Source organism: Pararhizobium polonicum, assembly GCF_001687365.1.
Classification (GTDB): Bacteria; Pseudomonadota; Alphaproteobacteria; order Rhizobiales; family Rhizobiaceae; genus Pararhizobium; species Pararhizobium polonicum.
Map to the genome: position 1 here is coordinate 440,030 of NZ_LGLV01000004.1, position 14,477 is coordinate 454,506.

General features: G+C 61.2%; 16 protein-coding genes. 12 read left to right on the forward strand and 4 right to left on the reverse strand.

What is annotated here, in order from left to right:
* The first annotated feature begins 111 nt into the window (after nt 1–111).
* From rpoN to ADU59_RS03830, 7 genes are all read left to right on the forward strand, one after another.
* Entirely contained in the window at nt 112–1,638 is a 1,527-nt protein-coding gene (gene rpoN, locus ADU59_RS03800; RefSeq protein WP_483414158.1) for an RNA polymerase factor sigma-54, read from the forward strand.
* Between the two features lie 284 nt (nt 1,639–1,922).
* Nucleotides 1,923–2,498 carry a ribosome hibernation-promoting factor, HPF/YfiA family gene (gene hpf / locus ADU59_RS03805; protein ID WP_068951821.1) on the forward strand — a complete coding sequence of 192 codons (576 nt, stop codon included), beginning with the start codon at nt 1,923–1,925 and terminating at the stop codon, nt 2,496–2,498.
* 175 nt (nt 2,499–2,673) lie between these two features.
* Nucleotides 2,674–3,138, forward strand: a complete 465-nt coding sequence (ptsN, locus tag ADU59_RS03810) for a PTS IIA-like nitrogen regulatory protein PtsN (protein WP_068951823.1) — start codon at nt 2,674–2,676, stop codon at nt 3,136–3,138.
* A gap of 169 nt (nt 3,139–3,307) precedes the next feature.
* Nucleotides 3,308–4,075, forward strand: coding sequence for an SDR family NAD(P)-dependent oxidoreductase (locus ADU59_RS03815; RefSeq protein WP_068951825.1), 768 nt, complete (start codon nt 3,308–3,310; stop codon nt 4,073–4,075).
* Nucleotides 4,076–4,088: 13 nt separating this feature from the next.
* Nucleotides 4,089–4,496, forward strand: a complete 408-nt coding sequence (locus ADU59_RS03820; RefSeq protein WP_068951828.1) for a DUF3592 domain-containing protein — start codon at nt 4,089–4,091, stop codon at nt 4,494–4,496.
* Between the two features lie 12 nt (nt 4,497–4,508).
* Nucleotides 4,509–5,744, forward strand: coding sequence for a D-arabinono-1,4-lactone oxidase (locus tag ADU59_RS03825; protein WP_068951829.1), 1,236 nt, complete (start codon nt 4,509–4,511; stop codon nt 5,742–5,744).
* 16 nt (nt 5,745–5,760) lie between these two features.
* Nucleotides 5,761–6,081: a low molecular weight protein tyrosine phosphatase family protein gene (locus tag ADU59_RS03830; protein WP_202970060.1), complete on the forward strand. Its 321-nt coding sequence runs from the start codon at nt 5,761–5,763 to the stop codon at nt 6,079–6,081.
* Nucleotides 6,082–6,154: 73 nt separating this feature from the next.
* Here ADU59_RS03830 and grpE read toward each other — a convergent pair whose 3' ends face one another.
* Nucleotides 6,155–6,769: a nucleotide exchange factor GrpE gene (gene grpE, locus ADU59_RS03835; protein ID WP_068951833.1), complete on the reverse strand. Its 615-nt coding sequence runs from the start codon at nt 6,767–6,769 to the stop codon at nt 6,155–6,157.
* 114 nt (nt 6,770–6,883) lie between these two features.
* Nucleotides 6,884–7,942 carry a heat-inducible transcriptional repressor HrcA gene (gene hrcA, locus ADU59_RS03840; protein WP_425331993.1) on the reverse strand — a complete coding sequence of 353 codons (1,059 nt, stop codon included), beginning with the start codon at nt 7,940–7,942 and terminating at the stop codon, nt 6,884–6,886.
* A 210-nt stretch (nt 7,943–8,152) separates the two neighbouring features.
* Between hrcA and rph the strand changes: the two genes are divergently transcribed.
* From rph to hemW, 4 genes are all read left to right on the forward strand, one after another.
* Nucleotides 8,153–8,872: a ribonuclease PH gene (gene rph, locus ADU59_RS03845; protein WP_068952557.1), complete on the forward strand. Its 720-nt coding sequence runs from the start codon at nt 8,153–8,155 to the stop codon at nt 8,870–8,872.
* A gap of 140 nt (nt 8,873–9,012) precedes the next feature.
* On the forward strand, nt 9,013–9,432 hold the full coding sequence (locus ADU59_RS03850) for a VOC family protein (protein ID WP_068952560.1): 420 nt from the start codon (nt 9,013–9,015) through the stop codon (nt 9,430–9,432).
* Between the two features lie 24 nt (nt 9,433–9,456).
* Entirely contained in the window at nt 9,457–10,101 is a 645-nt protein-coding gene (rdgB, locus tag ADU59_RS03855; RefSeq protein WP_068951836.1) for an RdgB/HAM1 family non-canonical purine NTP pyrophosphatase, read from the forward strand.
* 260 nt (nt 10,102–10,361) lie between these two features.
* Nucleotides 10,362–11,537 carry a radical SAM family heme chaperone HemW gene (gene hemW / locus ADU59_RS03860; RefSeq protein ID WP_068951838.1) on the forward strand — a complete coding sequence of 392 codons (1,176 nt, stop codon included), beginning with the start codon at nt 10,362–10,364 and terminating at the stop codon, nt 11,535–11,537.
* Between the two features lie 3 nt (nt 11,538–11,540).
* Here the strand turns inward: hemW and ADU59_RS03865 are convergent, their stop codons facing one another.
* Nucleotides 11,541–12,053, reverse strand: a complete 513-nt coding sequence (locus ADU59_RS03865; protein WP_425331994.1) for a MarR family winged helix-turn-helix transcriptional regulator — start codon at nt 12,051–12,053, stop codon at nt 11,541–11,543.
* Between the two features lie 58 nt (nt 12,054–12,111).
* Between ADU59_RS03865 and ADU59_RS03870 the strand changes: the two genes are divergently transcribed.
* Nucleotides 12,112–13,014 (forward strand): EamA family transporter, encoded by a 903-nt coding sequence (locus tag ADU59_RS03870; protein ID WP_068951840.1) that lies wholly within the window; start codon nt 12,112–12,114, stop codon nt 13,012–13,014.
* Between the two features lie 97 nt (nt 13,015–13,111).
* Here the strand turns inward: ADU59_RS03870 and ADU59_RS03875 are convergent, their stop codons facing one another.
* Nucleotides 13,112–14,356 carry an aminopeptidase gene (locus tag ADU59_RS03875; protein WP_068951842.1) on the reverse strand — a complete coding sequence of 415 codons (1,245 nt, stop codon included), beginning with the start codon at nt 14,354–14,356 and terminating at the stop codon, nt 13,112–13,114.
* Nucleotides 14,357–14,477: the final 121 nt, after the last annotated feature.

A 14,477-nucleotide genomic window follows, 5' to 3' on the forward strand; every position in this document is an offset into this window, starting at 1 on the left:
GCACCTTCACCCCTTGAAAAGATGAGGGCCAGCTCGGAGAATTGAGGGGAGTTTCGCGTCCGAATGGCACTTTCAGCCAGCCTCTTTCTGCGTCAAAGCCAGACCCTGGCCATGACGCCCCAGCTGATGCAGTCGATCCAGCTGCTGCAGATGACGCATTTCGAACTGAACCAGTTCATCGAGCTGGAAGTCGAGAAAAACCCCCTGCTCGAATTCGCCGCCAACGACGATACGCCAGCGCTTGCGGACAGGCACGGCAAGGACGAACTGCATATCACGCCGGATGAACGCACCGACCGCGACAATGCCGAGGGCGCCTCCTTCGACCCGCTGGGCGACGTTTACGACAGCACCACTTCGGCCACCGGCGAGCGGATGAGCGAACAGCTCGACGCCAATTTCGAGAATGTCTTTCCCGACGACACGGCACCGCAGCGCGCCGATGCGCCGGAACTGCTCAGCCAGTGGAAATCCATGCCGGGCGGCGGCGAAGGCGAGAGCAGCGACGGCTACGACCTCGACGATTTCGTCGCCAACCGCGTGACATTACGCGATTTCCTCAACGAACAGGTGCCTTTCAGCGTGCATGGCGCCGCCGATCTTCTGATTGCCCAGCATCTGATCGACCAGCTCGACGAAGCCGGCTACCTGCATGCCGATATCACCGAGATGGCCGAACGGCTCGGCTGTGCCAGCAGCGACGTGGCGCGGGTTCTCGACAGCCTGCAGCAGCTCGACCCGCCCGGCGTCTTCGCGCGCACGCTCAGCGAGTGTCTTGCCATCCAGCTGCGGGTGCGAAACCGGCTCGACCCGGCCATGGCCGCCCTGCTCGACCACCTGGACCTGCTGGCCCGGCGCGACTTTGCCAGCCTGAAGCGGATCTGCGGCGTCGATGAGGAAGACCTCATGGACATGCTCACCGAGATCCGCAAGCTCGACCCGAAGCCCGGCACAGGCTTTGAAGCCAGCCCCCTGGAGACGATCACCCCGGATATCGTCGTGCGCCCGGCGCAGGACGGCAGCTGGGCGGTGGAGCTCAACCCCGACACGCTGCCGCGCGTTCTCGTCAACCAGACCTATTATGCGACGGTCTCCCGTCATGCGCCGAAGAACAGCGCCGACCATGCCTTCCTCACCGAATGCCTGCAGACCGCCAACTGGCTGACCCGCAGCCTCGACCAGCGCGCCAAGACGATCATGAAGGTGGCCACCGAGATCGTGCGCCAGCAGGATGCCTTCCTGATGAACGGCGTCGATCATCTCAGGCCGCTCAACCTGAAGACCGTCGCCGACGCCATCAAGATGCATGAATCGACCGTCAGCCGCGTCACCTCGAACAAATACATGCTGACGCCGCGCGGGCTGTTCGAGCTGAAATATTTCTTCACCGTCTCGATCGGATCGGCGGAGGGCGGAGACGGACATTCGGCGGAATCCGTGCGCCACCGCATTCGCAACATGATCGTGCTGGAGAGCCCGGAGGCCGTTCTTTCCGACGACGATATCGTCGATATCCTGAAAAAGGGCGGCGTCGACATTGCCCGCAGGACTGTGGCGAAATACCGCGAGGCGATGAACATCCCCTCCTCCGTCCAGCGCCGCCGGGAGAAACGGGCGATGGCGAAGGTTTCCGCATGACCGATGTGAATGCCCGGCAATAGCCTTTTCGTTATCCCCGTTATCCCGGTCATTAACAGGCCCGGGGCCCGATATTTCAGATTCCTTAACTGTTTTATTGACTTTGACAGCAACCGATAGTATGAGGCGGCCGCAATGGGCACGGGCATAGAGCCTGCCGTAAGCATATCCCTCCAAATCCAGGCCGTTCCGACGCAAAATTCTTTTGCGTGCGTGAAATGCTTGGATGACGGATGCGGTTGGAATAGACTGGCTACGCAAATCACGAAAAGAGAGGAAACTCCATGAGTGTGCGTGTATCCGGTAAACATATGGAAATCGGCGAAACGTTTCGTCTGCGGATCGAAGACCAGATCGAACAGGCCGTAACCAAATATTTTGACGGAGGATATTCAAGCCAGGTCACTGTGGAAAAGTCTGGATCTCGTTTCAGCGCCGATTGCAAGATACACCTCGATTCTGGTGCCGCCTTGCAGGCGAGTGGAGAAGCGAACGACCCGCAAGCCGCGTTTGACGCGGCCTCCGAGCGGATTGCCAAGCGCATCCGCCGGTACAAGCGGAAGCTCAAGGACCACCACAATGGCAATGGCCATGCTGGATTTGCCGAAGTAGCCTACACCGTAATGGATTCCGTGCCCGATGAAGACGATGAGCTTCCGGACAATTATGCACCGACGATCGTTGCGGAGAGTTCAAAACAACTGAAGACGATGTCTGTCGCAAACGCCGTGATGGCGCTCGACATGACGGATGATCCCGTTCTGATGTTCCGTAGTCCTGGTAATGAACAGTTGAATATCGTCTATCGACGCAACGATGGAAACATTGGCTGGATTGATGCAGCCAATATCAAGGGCTGAGTGGATCCGTTCGAGTGCCGGCACGCCGGCATTCGAACGGCCGCTTTTTTCTGGTGGTGGATGCGCGGAAGACCGTTGATGGTCCGCCGGGAAACCGCCGAAAGAACGATGGATAGAGCCGCCGTCCGGCATTTGCCGGGCGCTGCGGTTTCTACCTGCGAACGAGGACAAAAGAATGGCATTGGCAGGCTTGCTGCAGCAGAATGCGATACTTCCGGCCATGAAGGCCAATTCCAAGAAGCAGCTGCTTCAGGAGTTGGCGGCAAAAGCATCCAAGATCACCGGGCTTCCCGAACGGGAAATCTTCGATGTCATCCTTCAGCGCGAGCGTCTGGGTTCGACCGGCGTCGGCAATGGCATTGCCATCCCGCACGGCAAGCTCACCGACCTGTCGTCGATCGTCGGCATTTTTGCGCGCCTTGAATCGCCGGTCGATTTCGAAGCGCTGGACGACCAGCCGGTCGATCTCGTCTTCCTGCTTCTCGCCCCCGAAGGGGCCGGCGCCGATCATCTGAAGGCGCTGTCGCGGATTGCCCGCGTCCTGCGCGATCCGGATATGGTCGCCCGCCTGCGTGCGACGGATTCCGCCACGGCGATCTACGCTTTCCTCAGCGATGACCAGGCCTCCAACGCCGCCTGACGAACAACACCGAACGATATATGGAAGCGCGGCTGTGAGGCTGCGCTTTTTTTGTTTGCCCATGGCGTTTCGCCAGCCTGCGCACTTTATCTGCTCCCGTTCAAAGAGATATCGACACGGCCCCGCGGCTCGACAATACTCCTTCCAACAAACAAGAAGGAGAACGGCAATGGCGGGACGTCTGGCGGGAAAGACAGCGTTGATCAGCGGTGGTGCAGGCGGATGCGGCCTTGCCGCCTCTGAGCTTTTTGCCCGCGAAGGCGCCCGAGTCGGCATTGTCGACCTGCCGCGCAGCAAGGGCGAAGAGCTCGCCGCCGCCATCCGCGCCGAAGGCGGACAGGCAATCTTTGCACCCGCTGACGTTTCCGTCTCGTCCGAGGTCAAGACGGCGGTAAAAGCCGTCGAGGATGCCTTCGGGCCGATCACCGTTCTGTTCAATCATGCGGGCATTCTCGCCGTCGGTCCGTTCCTCGAGACGGAAGAAGACGAATGGGACCGGCTGATGGCCGTCAATGTGCGCTCGATGTTCCTGATGACCAAGGCCGTGCTGCCCGGCATGCTGGCCGCCGGTGGTGGCAGCATCGTCTCCACCTCGTCGATCTCGGCCGTGGCCGCAACGCCGATGGAGGTTCTCTACGACACGACCAAGGGTGCCTGCCACATGTTTGCCCGGGCGATCGCGGTCGAGTTCCGAGACCGCGGCATCCGCTCCAACGCCGTCTGCCCAGGCTTCATCGCTACCGACCACGGCAAGCGCGAACTGGTGGGTCTCGCCAAATACGGCGTCGATGTCTCCGACGCGGCAATCGCCGCCCAGCAGGGCCGCATGTGTGCCCCCATGGAAGTGGCACAGGCTGCCCTGTTCCTCGCCAGCGACGAGTCGAGCTTCATCAACGGCACCCATCTGTTCGTGGATAACTGCTTTACGGCGATGTGAAAAAGGAAGCGCAGTGGCTGGAACTCAGTTGGGAAATTCCCTGGGCATTTTTTTCGCGCTGCTTATCATGATTTTTGGGACCTACATCAGTGTCAGGGCGCGACAGTTGTATTTGCGAGGTAAATGGATCTCGATCGATACTTCGATCATTGATTGCGATGTCCCACCACCTGCAAGTGAAACGACGATCGTTATTACTGTGCGGTTTCAATTGAACGGCGAATTTCATGTTCGCAAGCTCAATACGGGCTCCAACGATGCGATGACATATTCTCGGGGAAACGCCGTTTCACTGCTTGTCAATCCGAACAACCCGAAGAAGTGCCTTCTTGACACCGACTACACGGGGCCCGTCGAGAAAATTGCGATATGGCTGGTGGAGAAAATCCAGGATTTCCAACAATCTGGCAGATTTTTATAAGGAAGCGGAAACATGATGGAAGCAGGCGGACACTGGCGCAACTGGGTCGGCAATCAATCGTGCATCGTCCGGCATAGAGGAGCGCCGGACAGCGAGGCGGCACTGGCCGAGATGGTGCGTGAGGCGACATCGAACGGATTGAACGTGCGCTGCGCCGGTTCGGGCCATTCGTTCACGCCGGTGGCGCTGACCAGCGGGCTGCACCTGACGCTGTCCGGCCTGCAGGGCATCACCCATATCGACACGGCGCGCAAGCGGGTTTCCGTCCATGCCGGCACGACGATCAACACGCTGGGCAAGGCCTTGAAGCGCAGCGGCCTGTCGATGATCAACCAGGGCGATATCGACAGCCAGGCGCTGGCAGGAGCGCTGACCACAGGCACGCACGGCACGGGCATCAAGCTCGGCAACATGGCCTCGCAGATCGTCGGCATGCGGCTGGTGCAGCCGGACGGCAGCATTCTGGCCATTGATGACAGCGAGCCCGACATGCTGAACGCCGCCCGCGTGTCCATCGGCATGCTCGGCGTCATCTCCGAAATCACCCTGCAGGTGATGGACAGCTACAATCTGCACGAAAAGCTCTGGCGCTGCAGCTTCGGCGAATGCATGGAGAGCCACGACGATCTGGCCGCCAACCACCGCCATTTCGGCTTCTTCTGGTGCCCCGTGCCGGAAAGCCGCCATTGCTACTGCCTGCCGGATACATCCTCCGTCTCGACCACGACGAGCCTCTCCGACGTCTGCGAGATGAAGACCATCGACATCACCGACGCGCCGCCGATGGAAAGCGGCTTCGAGAAGATCGCCTATTCCTCGGAAATCTATCCGATCGAATATGTGCCGAATTTCCACGAGCTGGAATATGCTGTGCCGGTCAGATACGGCAAGCAGGCCTGCACCGAAGTGCGCAAGCTGATGCTGGAGAAGCACCCGACCTGCATCTACCCGATCGAATACCGCTTCACCGCCGGCGACGGCGGCTGGATCAGCCCGTTTTTCGAGCAGGACTCGATCACGCTTTCAGTCTCCGGCCAGCCGGGCACGGACTACTGGAACTACCTGAAGGATGTCGACGACATCCTGCGCCAGTTCGGTTCGCGCCCGCATTGGGGCAAGCTGCATTTCATGGGCGCGGAGGACGTGACGGCGCTTTATCCGCGCGCGGGAGATTTCAAGGCTCTACGCAACAGGCTCGATCCGGAAGGGCGCTTCTTGAACGATCACCTGAAGCAGTTGTTCGGGTAACGCAAACGGAGGAATGGTGAAAAACGTCTTATTCATATGCAGCCAGAACAAGCTGCGCAGCCCGACTGCCGAGCAAGTGTTCGCAAATTGGCCCGGTATCGAGACCTTGTCCGCCGGAACGAACAAGGATGCGGAAAACCCACTGTCATCAGAGCAAATCGAATGGGCCGATATCATCTTCGTCATGGAGAAGGCGCATCGCAGCAAGGTCCAGGCCAAATATAGGGCCAACCTCAACGGAAAACGGCTGATCTGCCTGCATATTCCCGATGAATACGATTTTATGGACCCGAATTTGATCGCATTGCTGAAGGCGAAAGTACCGGTTTATTTATGACTCTGGCAGTCAACGCGGTATCAGGCTGGAAGTTCGCCCAGCCTGATACCAGTTCTCATGGAACTGCAAAAAATCAAGCCGCCGGCGTCTCTTCCCCAGCAACAACCTTCGGTCCGCCCTTGGCGACGCCGACCATGGCGGGGCGCAGGACGCGTTCGCCGATGGTGTAGCCGGCCTGAACGACCTGAACGACGGTGTTGTTCGGGACTTCCGTGTTCGGGATTTCGAACATCGCCTGGTGGAAGTTCGGGTCGAACTTCTGGCCGACCGGCTCCAGCTTCTGGACGCCGTGGCGCTCGAGCGCCGAGAGCATGGCGCGTTCGGTCATCTCAACGCCTTCGATCAGTGCATTGAAGCCGGCATCGCCGGACTCGCGGGCCTCTGTCGGAATGGCGTCCAGCGCGCGGCGCAGATTGTCGGAGACGGCGAGCATGTCGCGGGCAAAGCCGGCAACGGAATAGGATTTTGCATCCTTGACGTCGCGGGCGGTGCGGCGGCGCAGGTTGTCCATCTCGGCGGCAAGGCGCAGATAACGGTCGCGCATGTCGGCCGCTTCGGCCTTGGCAAGCTCCAAAGGATCCGGCTCGGAAACGGCCGCATCGACCTGTTCAGCGGCGGCTTCGGCATAGGTGGCGGCAGCTTCGTCCACGTTCGCTTCAGCACCGTGTTTGTTCGTATCGTCGGTCATGACGGTCTCCGGAATGTCAACATGTTTGGATTTGGTGTCGATATCGAGCTTTGAAGCCGAAAAATCAAGGGTGCAATCGAAAGCTGCCGGAAAAACCGGCTTCTTCCCGGGCGATTACCGCGACAAACGCGACATCAGCTGCGCCGTATAGTCCACCATCGGCACGATACGCGAGTAATTCAGCCGCGTCGGCCCGATGACGCCGACGGCGCCGACGATCTTGTCGTCACTATCCTTGTAGGGGGCGACGATCAGCGACGAACCGGAGAGCGAGAACAGCTTGTTTTCCGAGCCGATGAAAATGCGCACGCCCGGCCCGCTTTCGGCAAGATTAAGGATCTCGATCAGGCTGTCCTTCTTCTCCAGATCGTCGAACAGCATGCGCAGCCGGTCGACGTCCTCGGCACCGGCCAGGCCCTCGAGCAGATTGGCCCGGCCGCGCACGATCAACTGCGTCGGCTTGTCGTCCACCTCGCTGCCCGACCAGATGGCAAGGCCACGCTCGACCAGATCCTGGGAGAGCGTGTCGAGTTCGCGGCGCAGGGTTTCCTTGACCTTTTCAAGCTGGCCGCGAACCTCGGGCAATGTCTGTCCGGCCAGATGGGCGTTGAGGAAATTGGCCGCTTCCGTCAGCTGCGAGCTGGTGACGCCGGCGGGAAGCTCGATGATGCGGTTTTCAACCTGGTCGTGTTCGCCGACCAGCACCGCCAGCGCCTTGGTCGGCGCCAGGCGGACGAACTCGACATGCCGCAGTACAGGGTCGTTCTTGGCAGTGATGACAAGCCCTGCCCCGCGCGACATGCCCGACAGCATCTGACTGGCATCGTTCAGCAGCGTTTCGACCGGCTGGTCGCGGTCGGCGCGGCGCACGTGCCGGTCGATCGAAGCGCGGTCCTCCGCCGACAGATCGCCGACCTGCATGAAGGCATCGACGAAGAAGCGCAGCCCCACCTGGGTCGGCAGGCGGCCGGCACTGATATGCGGCGAATAGATAAGGCCGAGATCTTCCAGATCGCTCATGACGTTACGCACGGAAGCCGGCGACAGCGACATCGGCAGAATACGCGACAGGCTGCGCGAACCGAGCGGCTCACCGCTTTCCAGATAGCTTTCCACGATGCGACGGAAGATTTCGCCCGAACGCTCGTCGAGCGCCGAAAGTCTTTCCCGCATTGCAGATTTATCCAGTACCATTCGAACGCGAAAACCCATGTTGTTGAAGTCTATTGAAATATAGTGATCCCGGCCCGGATAGCAAAAGAGAAATTGGCCGGAAAGCCCGCCGTACAGCGCCTTTTGCCTCTCCTCCACTCTTTTAGCGCAAATGATTTCCCTTCCCCCGAACTTAGGCTAGAAGGCTGACAAACATCACAGGAGTTCATGATGCGGCCCTCCGGCAGAAAAACCGACCAGATGCGCAAGGTTTCCTTCGAGCGCAACGTTTCCAAGCACGCAGAAGGATCCTGCCTCGTCAAGTTCGGCGACACGCATGTGCTGGTGACGGCAAGTCTGGAAGAAAAGACGCCGCCGTGGCTGCGCAACAGCGGCAAGGGTTGGGTCACCGCCGAATATGGCATGTTGCCGCGCGCCACCGGCGAACGGATGAAGCGCGAAGCGGCATCCGGCAAGCAGAGCGGCCGCACGCAGGAAATCCAGCGCCTCATCGGCCGCTCGCTGCGTGCCGTGGTCGACCTGCAGGCGCTCGGCGAACGCCAGATCTCGATCGACTGCGACGTCATCCAGGCCGATGGCGGCACCCGCACGGCCTCCATCACCGGCGCCTGGATCGCACTGCGCGATTGCCTCGCCTGGATGGAAGCCCGCAACATGATCAAGGTCGAAAAGGTCCTGAAGGATCATATCGCCGCCATCTCCTGCGGCATCTTCGCCAACCAGCCAGTGATCGATCTCGATTATCTGGAAGACTCGGCGGCCGAGACCGATGCCAATTTCGTCATGACCGGCTCCGGCGGCATCGTCGAAATCCAGGGCACGGCGGAAGGCAAGCCTTTCTCGGAAGAGGAGTTCGGCACGCTGATGGGTCTTGCCAAGAACGGCATCGCCGAACTGGTGGCCCTGCAGAAGCAGACGATCGGGGGCTGAGGAGCTTGCGTTCATGCGATCAATGCCCCTCATTATCGGGCACCTTCTCCCCGTCGTGACGGGGAGACGGACCAGACGGCAATCTCGGTCGTCCCCTCTCCCCGCAGGCGGGGAGAGGGCTGGGGTGAGGGGCAATGCGCATGAGTGAACTGAAATTCGAAGGCATTCTGGAGACGGCGCTCTATGTTGACGATCTCGACCGGGCGGAGGCCTTTTACGGCTTCGTTCTCGGACTTGAGAAAATCAGCCGCGCCGGCAACAGGCATATCTTCTTTCGTTGCGGACCCGGTGTGCTTCTGCTGTTCAATCCGTTGGAAACGGTGAAGCCGCCGCCGGCAGACGGCTTGCAGGTTCCGCCGCATGGCACGCAGGGTTCGGGGCACATGTGTTTGCGGGTGCCGGCCGGACATCTGGATGCCTGGGAAGAAAAGCTGAAGGCCGCCGGCATCGCCATCGAATCCGGTGTGCAATGGCCGTCGGGTGCGCGCTCCTTCTACTTCCGCGATCCGGCGGGAAATAGCCTGGAATGCGCAGAGGCCAGCCTCTGGAATTTGAACTGACACGAATTGGCGAGAAAGACGTAGATGCGCAAGCTTGAGGACAAGACCCTGATCGTCGCCAGCCATAATGCCGGCAAGATCCGCGAAATCCGCGACCTGATCGGCCCGATGGGCTTCGAGGCCAAGTCGGCCGCTGATCTCAACTTCGTCGAGCCGGACGAGACCGGCACGACATTTGAGGAAAACGCGACGATCAAGGCGCTGGCGTCGGCAAAGGCGTCGGGCCTGCCTGCCCTTTCGGACGATTCCGGCCTTGTCGTCGATGCCCTGAACGGCGATCCGGGTGTCTATACGGCCAACTGGGCGGAGACCGCCGACGGCACGCGCGATTTCGCCATGGCGATGCAAAAGGTCGAAACCGCCATTCAGGACGCGGGCGCTACCGCCTTCGACCGGCGCACCGGCCGCTTCGTCTCGGTGCTTTGCCTGGCCTGGCCGGATGGCCATGTCGAGCTGTTCCGCGGCGAGGTCGAAGGCCACATCGTCTGGCCGCCGCGCGGGGACCAAGGGTTTGGCTACGACCCGGTCTTTCAACCGCTCGGTTACGACACCACATTCGGTGAAATGAGCGCTGAGGAAAAACACGGCTGGAAACTGGGCGATGCGGACGCGCTGTCGCACCGGGCGCGGGCGTTCAAGCTTTTTGCCGAGACCTGCCTGAGTGCGTAGATCGAAGGCTCTCCCGAGTGCCGCGAGTGGGTGAGTTGGAGGTTGACTGAATATCTCTCCTCCGTCATCCCTGTGCTAGTCACAGGGATCCAGTGGCGTCGCGTCTGCGACGCTCGGGACTCTTTCACGCGACGGACGTCGCGTGGCTGGATTCCTGTGACGGGCACAGGAATGACGGTGTGGTAAGTTTCCGATCCAACCCGTAAATACCTGCGACCTCGATTACTCTGCGCCAAAGCGCCTGAAAGACCTGAAACAGAATGGCTACTTTTTCTTCCCTCAGCGACAGCAAGGAGCCCGGTTTCGGGGTCTATGTCCATTGGCCATTCTGTGCTGCCAAATGTCCCTATTGCGATTTCAACAGCCATGTCCGGCATCAGCCGGTCGACCAGCCGCGTTTCGTCACCGCGTTTCTGACCGAAATGGCGGCGATGCGGCATATGTCGGGTCCGCGCACCGTCACCAGCATTTTCATGGGCGGCGGCACGCCGTCGCTGATGAACCCATCGACGGTCGAGGCCATTCTCGATGGCATCGCCAATCTCTGGCATGTGCCCGATGGCATCGAGATCACCATGGAGGCCAATCCCTCGAGTGTCGAGGCGACCCGTTTCCGCGGCTACCGTGCCGCCGGCGTCAACCGCGTCTCGCTCGGCGTGCAGGCGCTGAACGACCGGGACCTGAAGTTCCTCGGCCGGCTGCACAATGTCGAGGATGCGCTGAAGGCGATCGGGCTGGCGCGCGATATCTTTCCGCGCATGTCCTTCGATCTGATCTACGCCCGCCCGAACCAGACGGTCGAGGCCTGGGAGCAGGAGCTGAAGCAGGCCGTCTCCTATGCCGTCGATCACCTGTCGCTCTACCAGCTGACGATCGAGGAAGGCACGCCCTTCTACGGCCTGCACAAGGCCGGCAAGCTGATCGTGCCGGACGGGGAGCACTCCGCCGTGCTCTATGAGGCGACGCAGGAGATCACCGAAGGCTTCGGCATGCCGGCCTACGAGGTTTCCAACCATGCCGCTCCCGGCGCCGAAAGCCGCCACAACCTGACGTACTGGCGCTATGGCGATTATGCCGGCATCGGCCCCGGCGCGCATGGCCGGCTGACGCGCGGCCGCGACAAGATCGCCACATCGACCGAGCGCAAGCCGGAGGACTGGCTACAACGGGTCGAGGACCACGGCCACGGCATGATCGACCAGGAAGTGCTCGGCTATGACGAGCAGGCCGACGAACTGCTGTTGATGGGCCTGCGGCTGAAAGAGGGCATCGATCTCGTGCGCTGGCAAAGCCTGTCCGGCCGCGAGCCCGATCCGGACCGCGAGCAATTCCTGATCGAACATGGCTTCATCGAGCGGCTGGGCAATTCCCGCCTGCGCTGCACGCCCGCCGGCATGCTGATCCTCGATGCGGTGGTTGCCGATCTCGCCTGCTGAGGTCTATTCGAAGGCCGCTAGATATTTTCTGAGGACCGCATCCAAAGCTGCCCGCTCCTCCGGATCGATCAGCTCCGTCAGCCGATGCTGGTTGGCGACATGCGCCGTCACCGTGCGCTCGACCAGATCAAGCCCCTCCGGCCTCAGTGCGATCAGCACGCTGCGCCGATCTTGCGGATTGGTCAGCCGCTCGACAAGGCCAGCCTTTTCCAGCTGGTCGATGCGGTTGGTCATCGTGCCCGAGGTGATCATCATCGTCGTCAGGAGATCGCCCGGCGACAGGCGGTACGGTTTGCCGGAACGCCGGAGTGCGGCCAGAACGTCAAAGCTCGCCGACGACAGCCCGCGTTCCAGAAATGTCTTTTCGACTTCACGTCCCAGATAGGTCGATAGCCGGGCCAGCCGGCCCAGCAGCCCCATCGGCGCGACATCGAGGTCCGGCCGCTCCCTGCGCCATTGCGCCAGAATTCTGTCGACGTGATCTTCATCCATGCTTTCGTGGTAGGCAGAAATCATCTTGACGTCAAGATAATCGCCGCTATGCTGATTTTATCTTGAAATCGAGATATTTGATGTGAAGATAAAATCCTCATCGCTCACCGATATCGGCCTGACGGCCATTGCACCCGCCATCTGGGGCAGCACCTATCTGGTGACCACCGAATTCCTGCCGCACGGCTATCCGCTGACGGTCGCCATGCTGCGCGCCCTGCCGGCCGGCATCATCCTTCTGCTCATTGTCCGGCAGCTGCCGCAGGGCATCTGGTGGGCGCGCAGCCTCATTCTCGGCGCACTCAATTTCTCGTTCTTCTGGGCGATGCTGTTCATCTCGGCCTACCGCCTGCCGGGTGGCGTGGCGGCGACCGTCGGCGCCATCCAGCCGCTGATCGTCGTCATGCTGGCGCGCATGCTGATCGGTACGCCGGTGCGGATGCTTGCCATTATCGCAGGCGTCGTCGGCATGGCCGGGGTCGGACTGCTGGTGCTGACGCCCGGTGCGGCACTCGATCCGGTCGGCATCGTCGCCGGGCTGGCCGGTGCCGTCTCCATGGCTTTTGGCACGGTGCTGACCCGGCACTGGGCGCCACCGGTATCGAGCCTGACCTTCACCGCCTGGCAGCTGACCGCCGGCGGCCTGCTGCTGCTGCCGGTCGCCCTTCTGTTCGAGCCCAGCCTGCCGGTGCCGACCACGGCCAACATCCTCGGCATCGCCTGGCTCGGGCTGATCGGCGCGGCGCTCACCTATCTGTTGTGGTTTCGCGGCCTGTCCAGGCTCGAGCCCGCAGCCGTCGCCTCGCTCGGCTTCCTCAGCCCGCTGGTGGCGACGCTGCTCGGATGGGGCGTGCTCGGCCAGAACCTGACGCCGCTGCAGATGATCGGCATGGTCACCGTACTCGTGAGCGTATGGCTCGGTCAGCGGGCGCAGATGAGACCGCAGCCAGTTGCATCCGCTGCGGCGGAATCTGTCAGGCCCTAGCGGCCCATTTCCGTTGCCATTGCACGCCTGCCATCTGCTGCCGGGCGGAGCAAAGTGCCGCCCAGCCAGCCGGTTCCGCCGATGACGCCGACTGTGGTCAAGCCCACTCGCCCTTGCGCATGACCGGCACTTTCGCGCCATCGGCCCGCACGCCGTCGATATCGACCTCGCCGGAGCCGATCATCCAGTCGATATGGATCAGGCTGGAATTGCCGCCCTGCGCCGTGATCTGTTCCTGGGACAGCGAGGCGCCATCGAGGAAGCATTTCGAGTAGCACTGGCCAAGCGCGATATGACAGGAGGCATTCTCGTCGAACAGCGTGTTGTAGAACAGCACGCCGCTGGCCGAGATTGGTGAGGAATGCGGCACCAGCGCCACTTCACCGAGGCGCCGCGCGCCCTCGTCCGTATCCAGAACCTTGTTCAGCACCTCTTCGCCCTTCGAAGCCTTGGCCTCGACGATCCGGCCGCCCTCGAAGCGAACCCGGATATTGTCGATCAGCGTGCCCTGATGCGACAGCGGCTTGGTGCTCGACACATGACCTTCGACCCGCAACGCGTGCGGCGTGGTGAAGACTTCCTCGGTCGGGATATTGGGATTGCAGGTGATGCCGTTCTTCGCGGTCGAGGCGCCGCCGTGCCACTCATGGCCATCGGCGAGACCGACGGTGAGATCCGTACCCGGACCGGTGAAATGCAGCGCCGAGAAGCGCTCGCCGTTCAGCCAGGAGGAACGTTTGGCGAGATTGGCATTGTGTTCAGCCCAGGCCGCAACGGGATCGGCAACATCGACGCGCGAGGCGGCAAAGATCGCATTGGCGAGCTTTTCGACGGCGACGGCTTCGGTATCGCCGGGAAACATCTGTCGCGCCCAGGCGGGGTTGGGATAGGAGACGATGTTCCAGTTGATGTCGAAGTTGGAGATTTTCTCCAGCGCCGGCTTATAGGCCATCGACATCGCCTTGTTGGCGCGCGCCACCTTGGCCGGGTCCTGCGCCGCCAGCATCATCGGGTTGTCGCCGGAAATGGCCAGACGGGCGGTGTTGCTGCCGAAGGCCTTGGCCATGCCGTCGTAAAGCCAGCCGCTCGCCTTGTCGAAGCTTTCGTCCGGCGCATGCGCGTAGCGGGCAAGCGTCGTTTCTTCATCCGAGTAGAATGTCGTCACCAGCCCGGCACCGGCAATATAGGCATGTTTGGTGATCAGTCGCACCAGCGGCAAAGCCGCGATCGGCGCGGTGATCAGCAGATCCTGCCCGCGCTCCAGCCGCAAGCCGACCTTGACGGCGACTTCGGCGAGCTTGTCCAGTTTGACGGGATCGATGGAATGGGCGGGAAAGGTCATGACGTGCCTGTCTGCTGGATTGATATCAAGCGAAAGACTTAGTGCGCTTTGCGGCGAAATTGAAGATGCATTCGCGCCCGCTACAGCGCCGCGCGTCATCCACGACACGCCAAGGTTCACT

Excerpts from the sequence above, each read along its gene's own strand:
- rpoN (WP_483414158.1), top strand. The coding sequence starts at position 112 with ATGACGCCCCAGCTGATGCAGTCGATCCAGCTGCTGCAGATGACGCAT.
- hpf (WP_068951821.1), top strand. The coding sequence starts at position 1,923 with ATGAGTGTGCGTGTATCCGGTAAACATATGGAAATCGGCGAAACGTTT.
- ptsN (WP_068951823.1), top strand. The coding sequence starts at position 2,674 with ATGGCATTGGCAGGCTTGCTGCAGCAGAATGCGATACTTCCGGCCATG.
- ADU59_RS03815 (WP_068951825.1), top strand. The coding sequence starts at position 3,308 with ATGGCGGGACGTCTGGCGGGAAAGACAGCGTTGATCAGCGGTGGTGCA.
- ADU59_RS03825 (WP_068951829.1), top strand. The coding sequence starts at position 4,509 with ATGATGGAAGCAGGCGGACACTGGCGCAACTGGGTCGGCAATCAATCG.
- grpE (WP_068951833.1), bottom strand. The coding sequence starts at position 6,769 with ATGACCGACGATACGAACAAACACGGTGCTGAAGCGAACGTGGACGAA.
- hrcA (WP_425331993.1), bottom strand. The coding sequence starts at position 7,942 with ATGCGGGAAAGACTTTCGGCGCTCGACGAGCGTTCGGGCGAAATCTTC.
- rph (WP_068952557.1), top strand. The coding sequence starts at position 8,153 with ATGCGGCCCTCCGGCAGAAAAACCGACCAGATGCGCAAGGTTTCCTTC.
- ADU59_RS03850 (WP_068952560.1), top strand. The coding sequence starts at position 9,013 with ATGAGTGAACTGAAATTCGAAGGCATTCTGGAGACGGCGCTCTATGTT.
- rdgB (WP_068951836.1), top strand. The coding sequence starts at position 9,457 with ATGCGCAAGCTTGAGGACAAGACCCTGATCGTCGCCAGCCATAATGCC.
- hemW (WP_068951838.1), top strand. The coding sequence starts at position 10,362 with ATGGCTACTTTTTCTTCCCTCAGCGACAGCAAGGAGCCCGGTTTCGGG.
- ADU59_RS03865 (WP_425331994.1), bottom strand. The coding sequence starts at position 12,053 with ATGATTTCTGCCTACCACGAAAGCATGGATGAAGATCACGTCGACAGA.
- ADU59_RS03875 (WP_068951842.1), bottom strand. The coding sequence starts at position 14,356 with ATGACCTTTCCCGCCCATTCCATCGATCCCGTCAAACTGGACAAGCTC.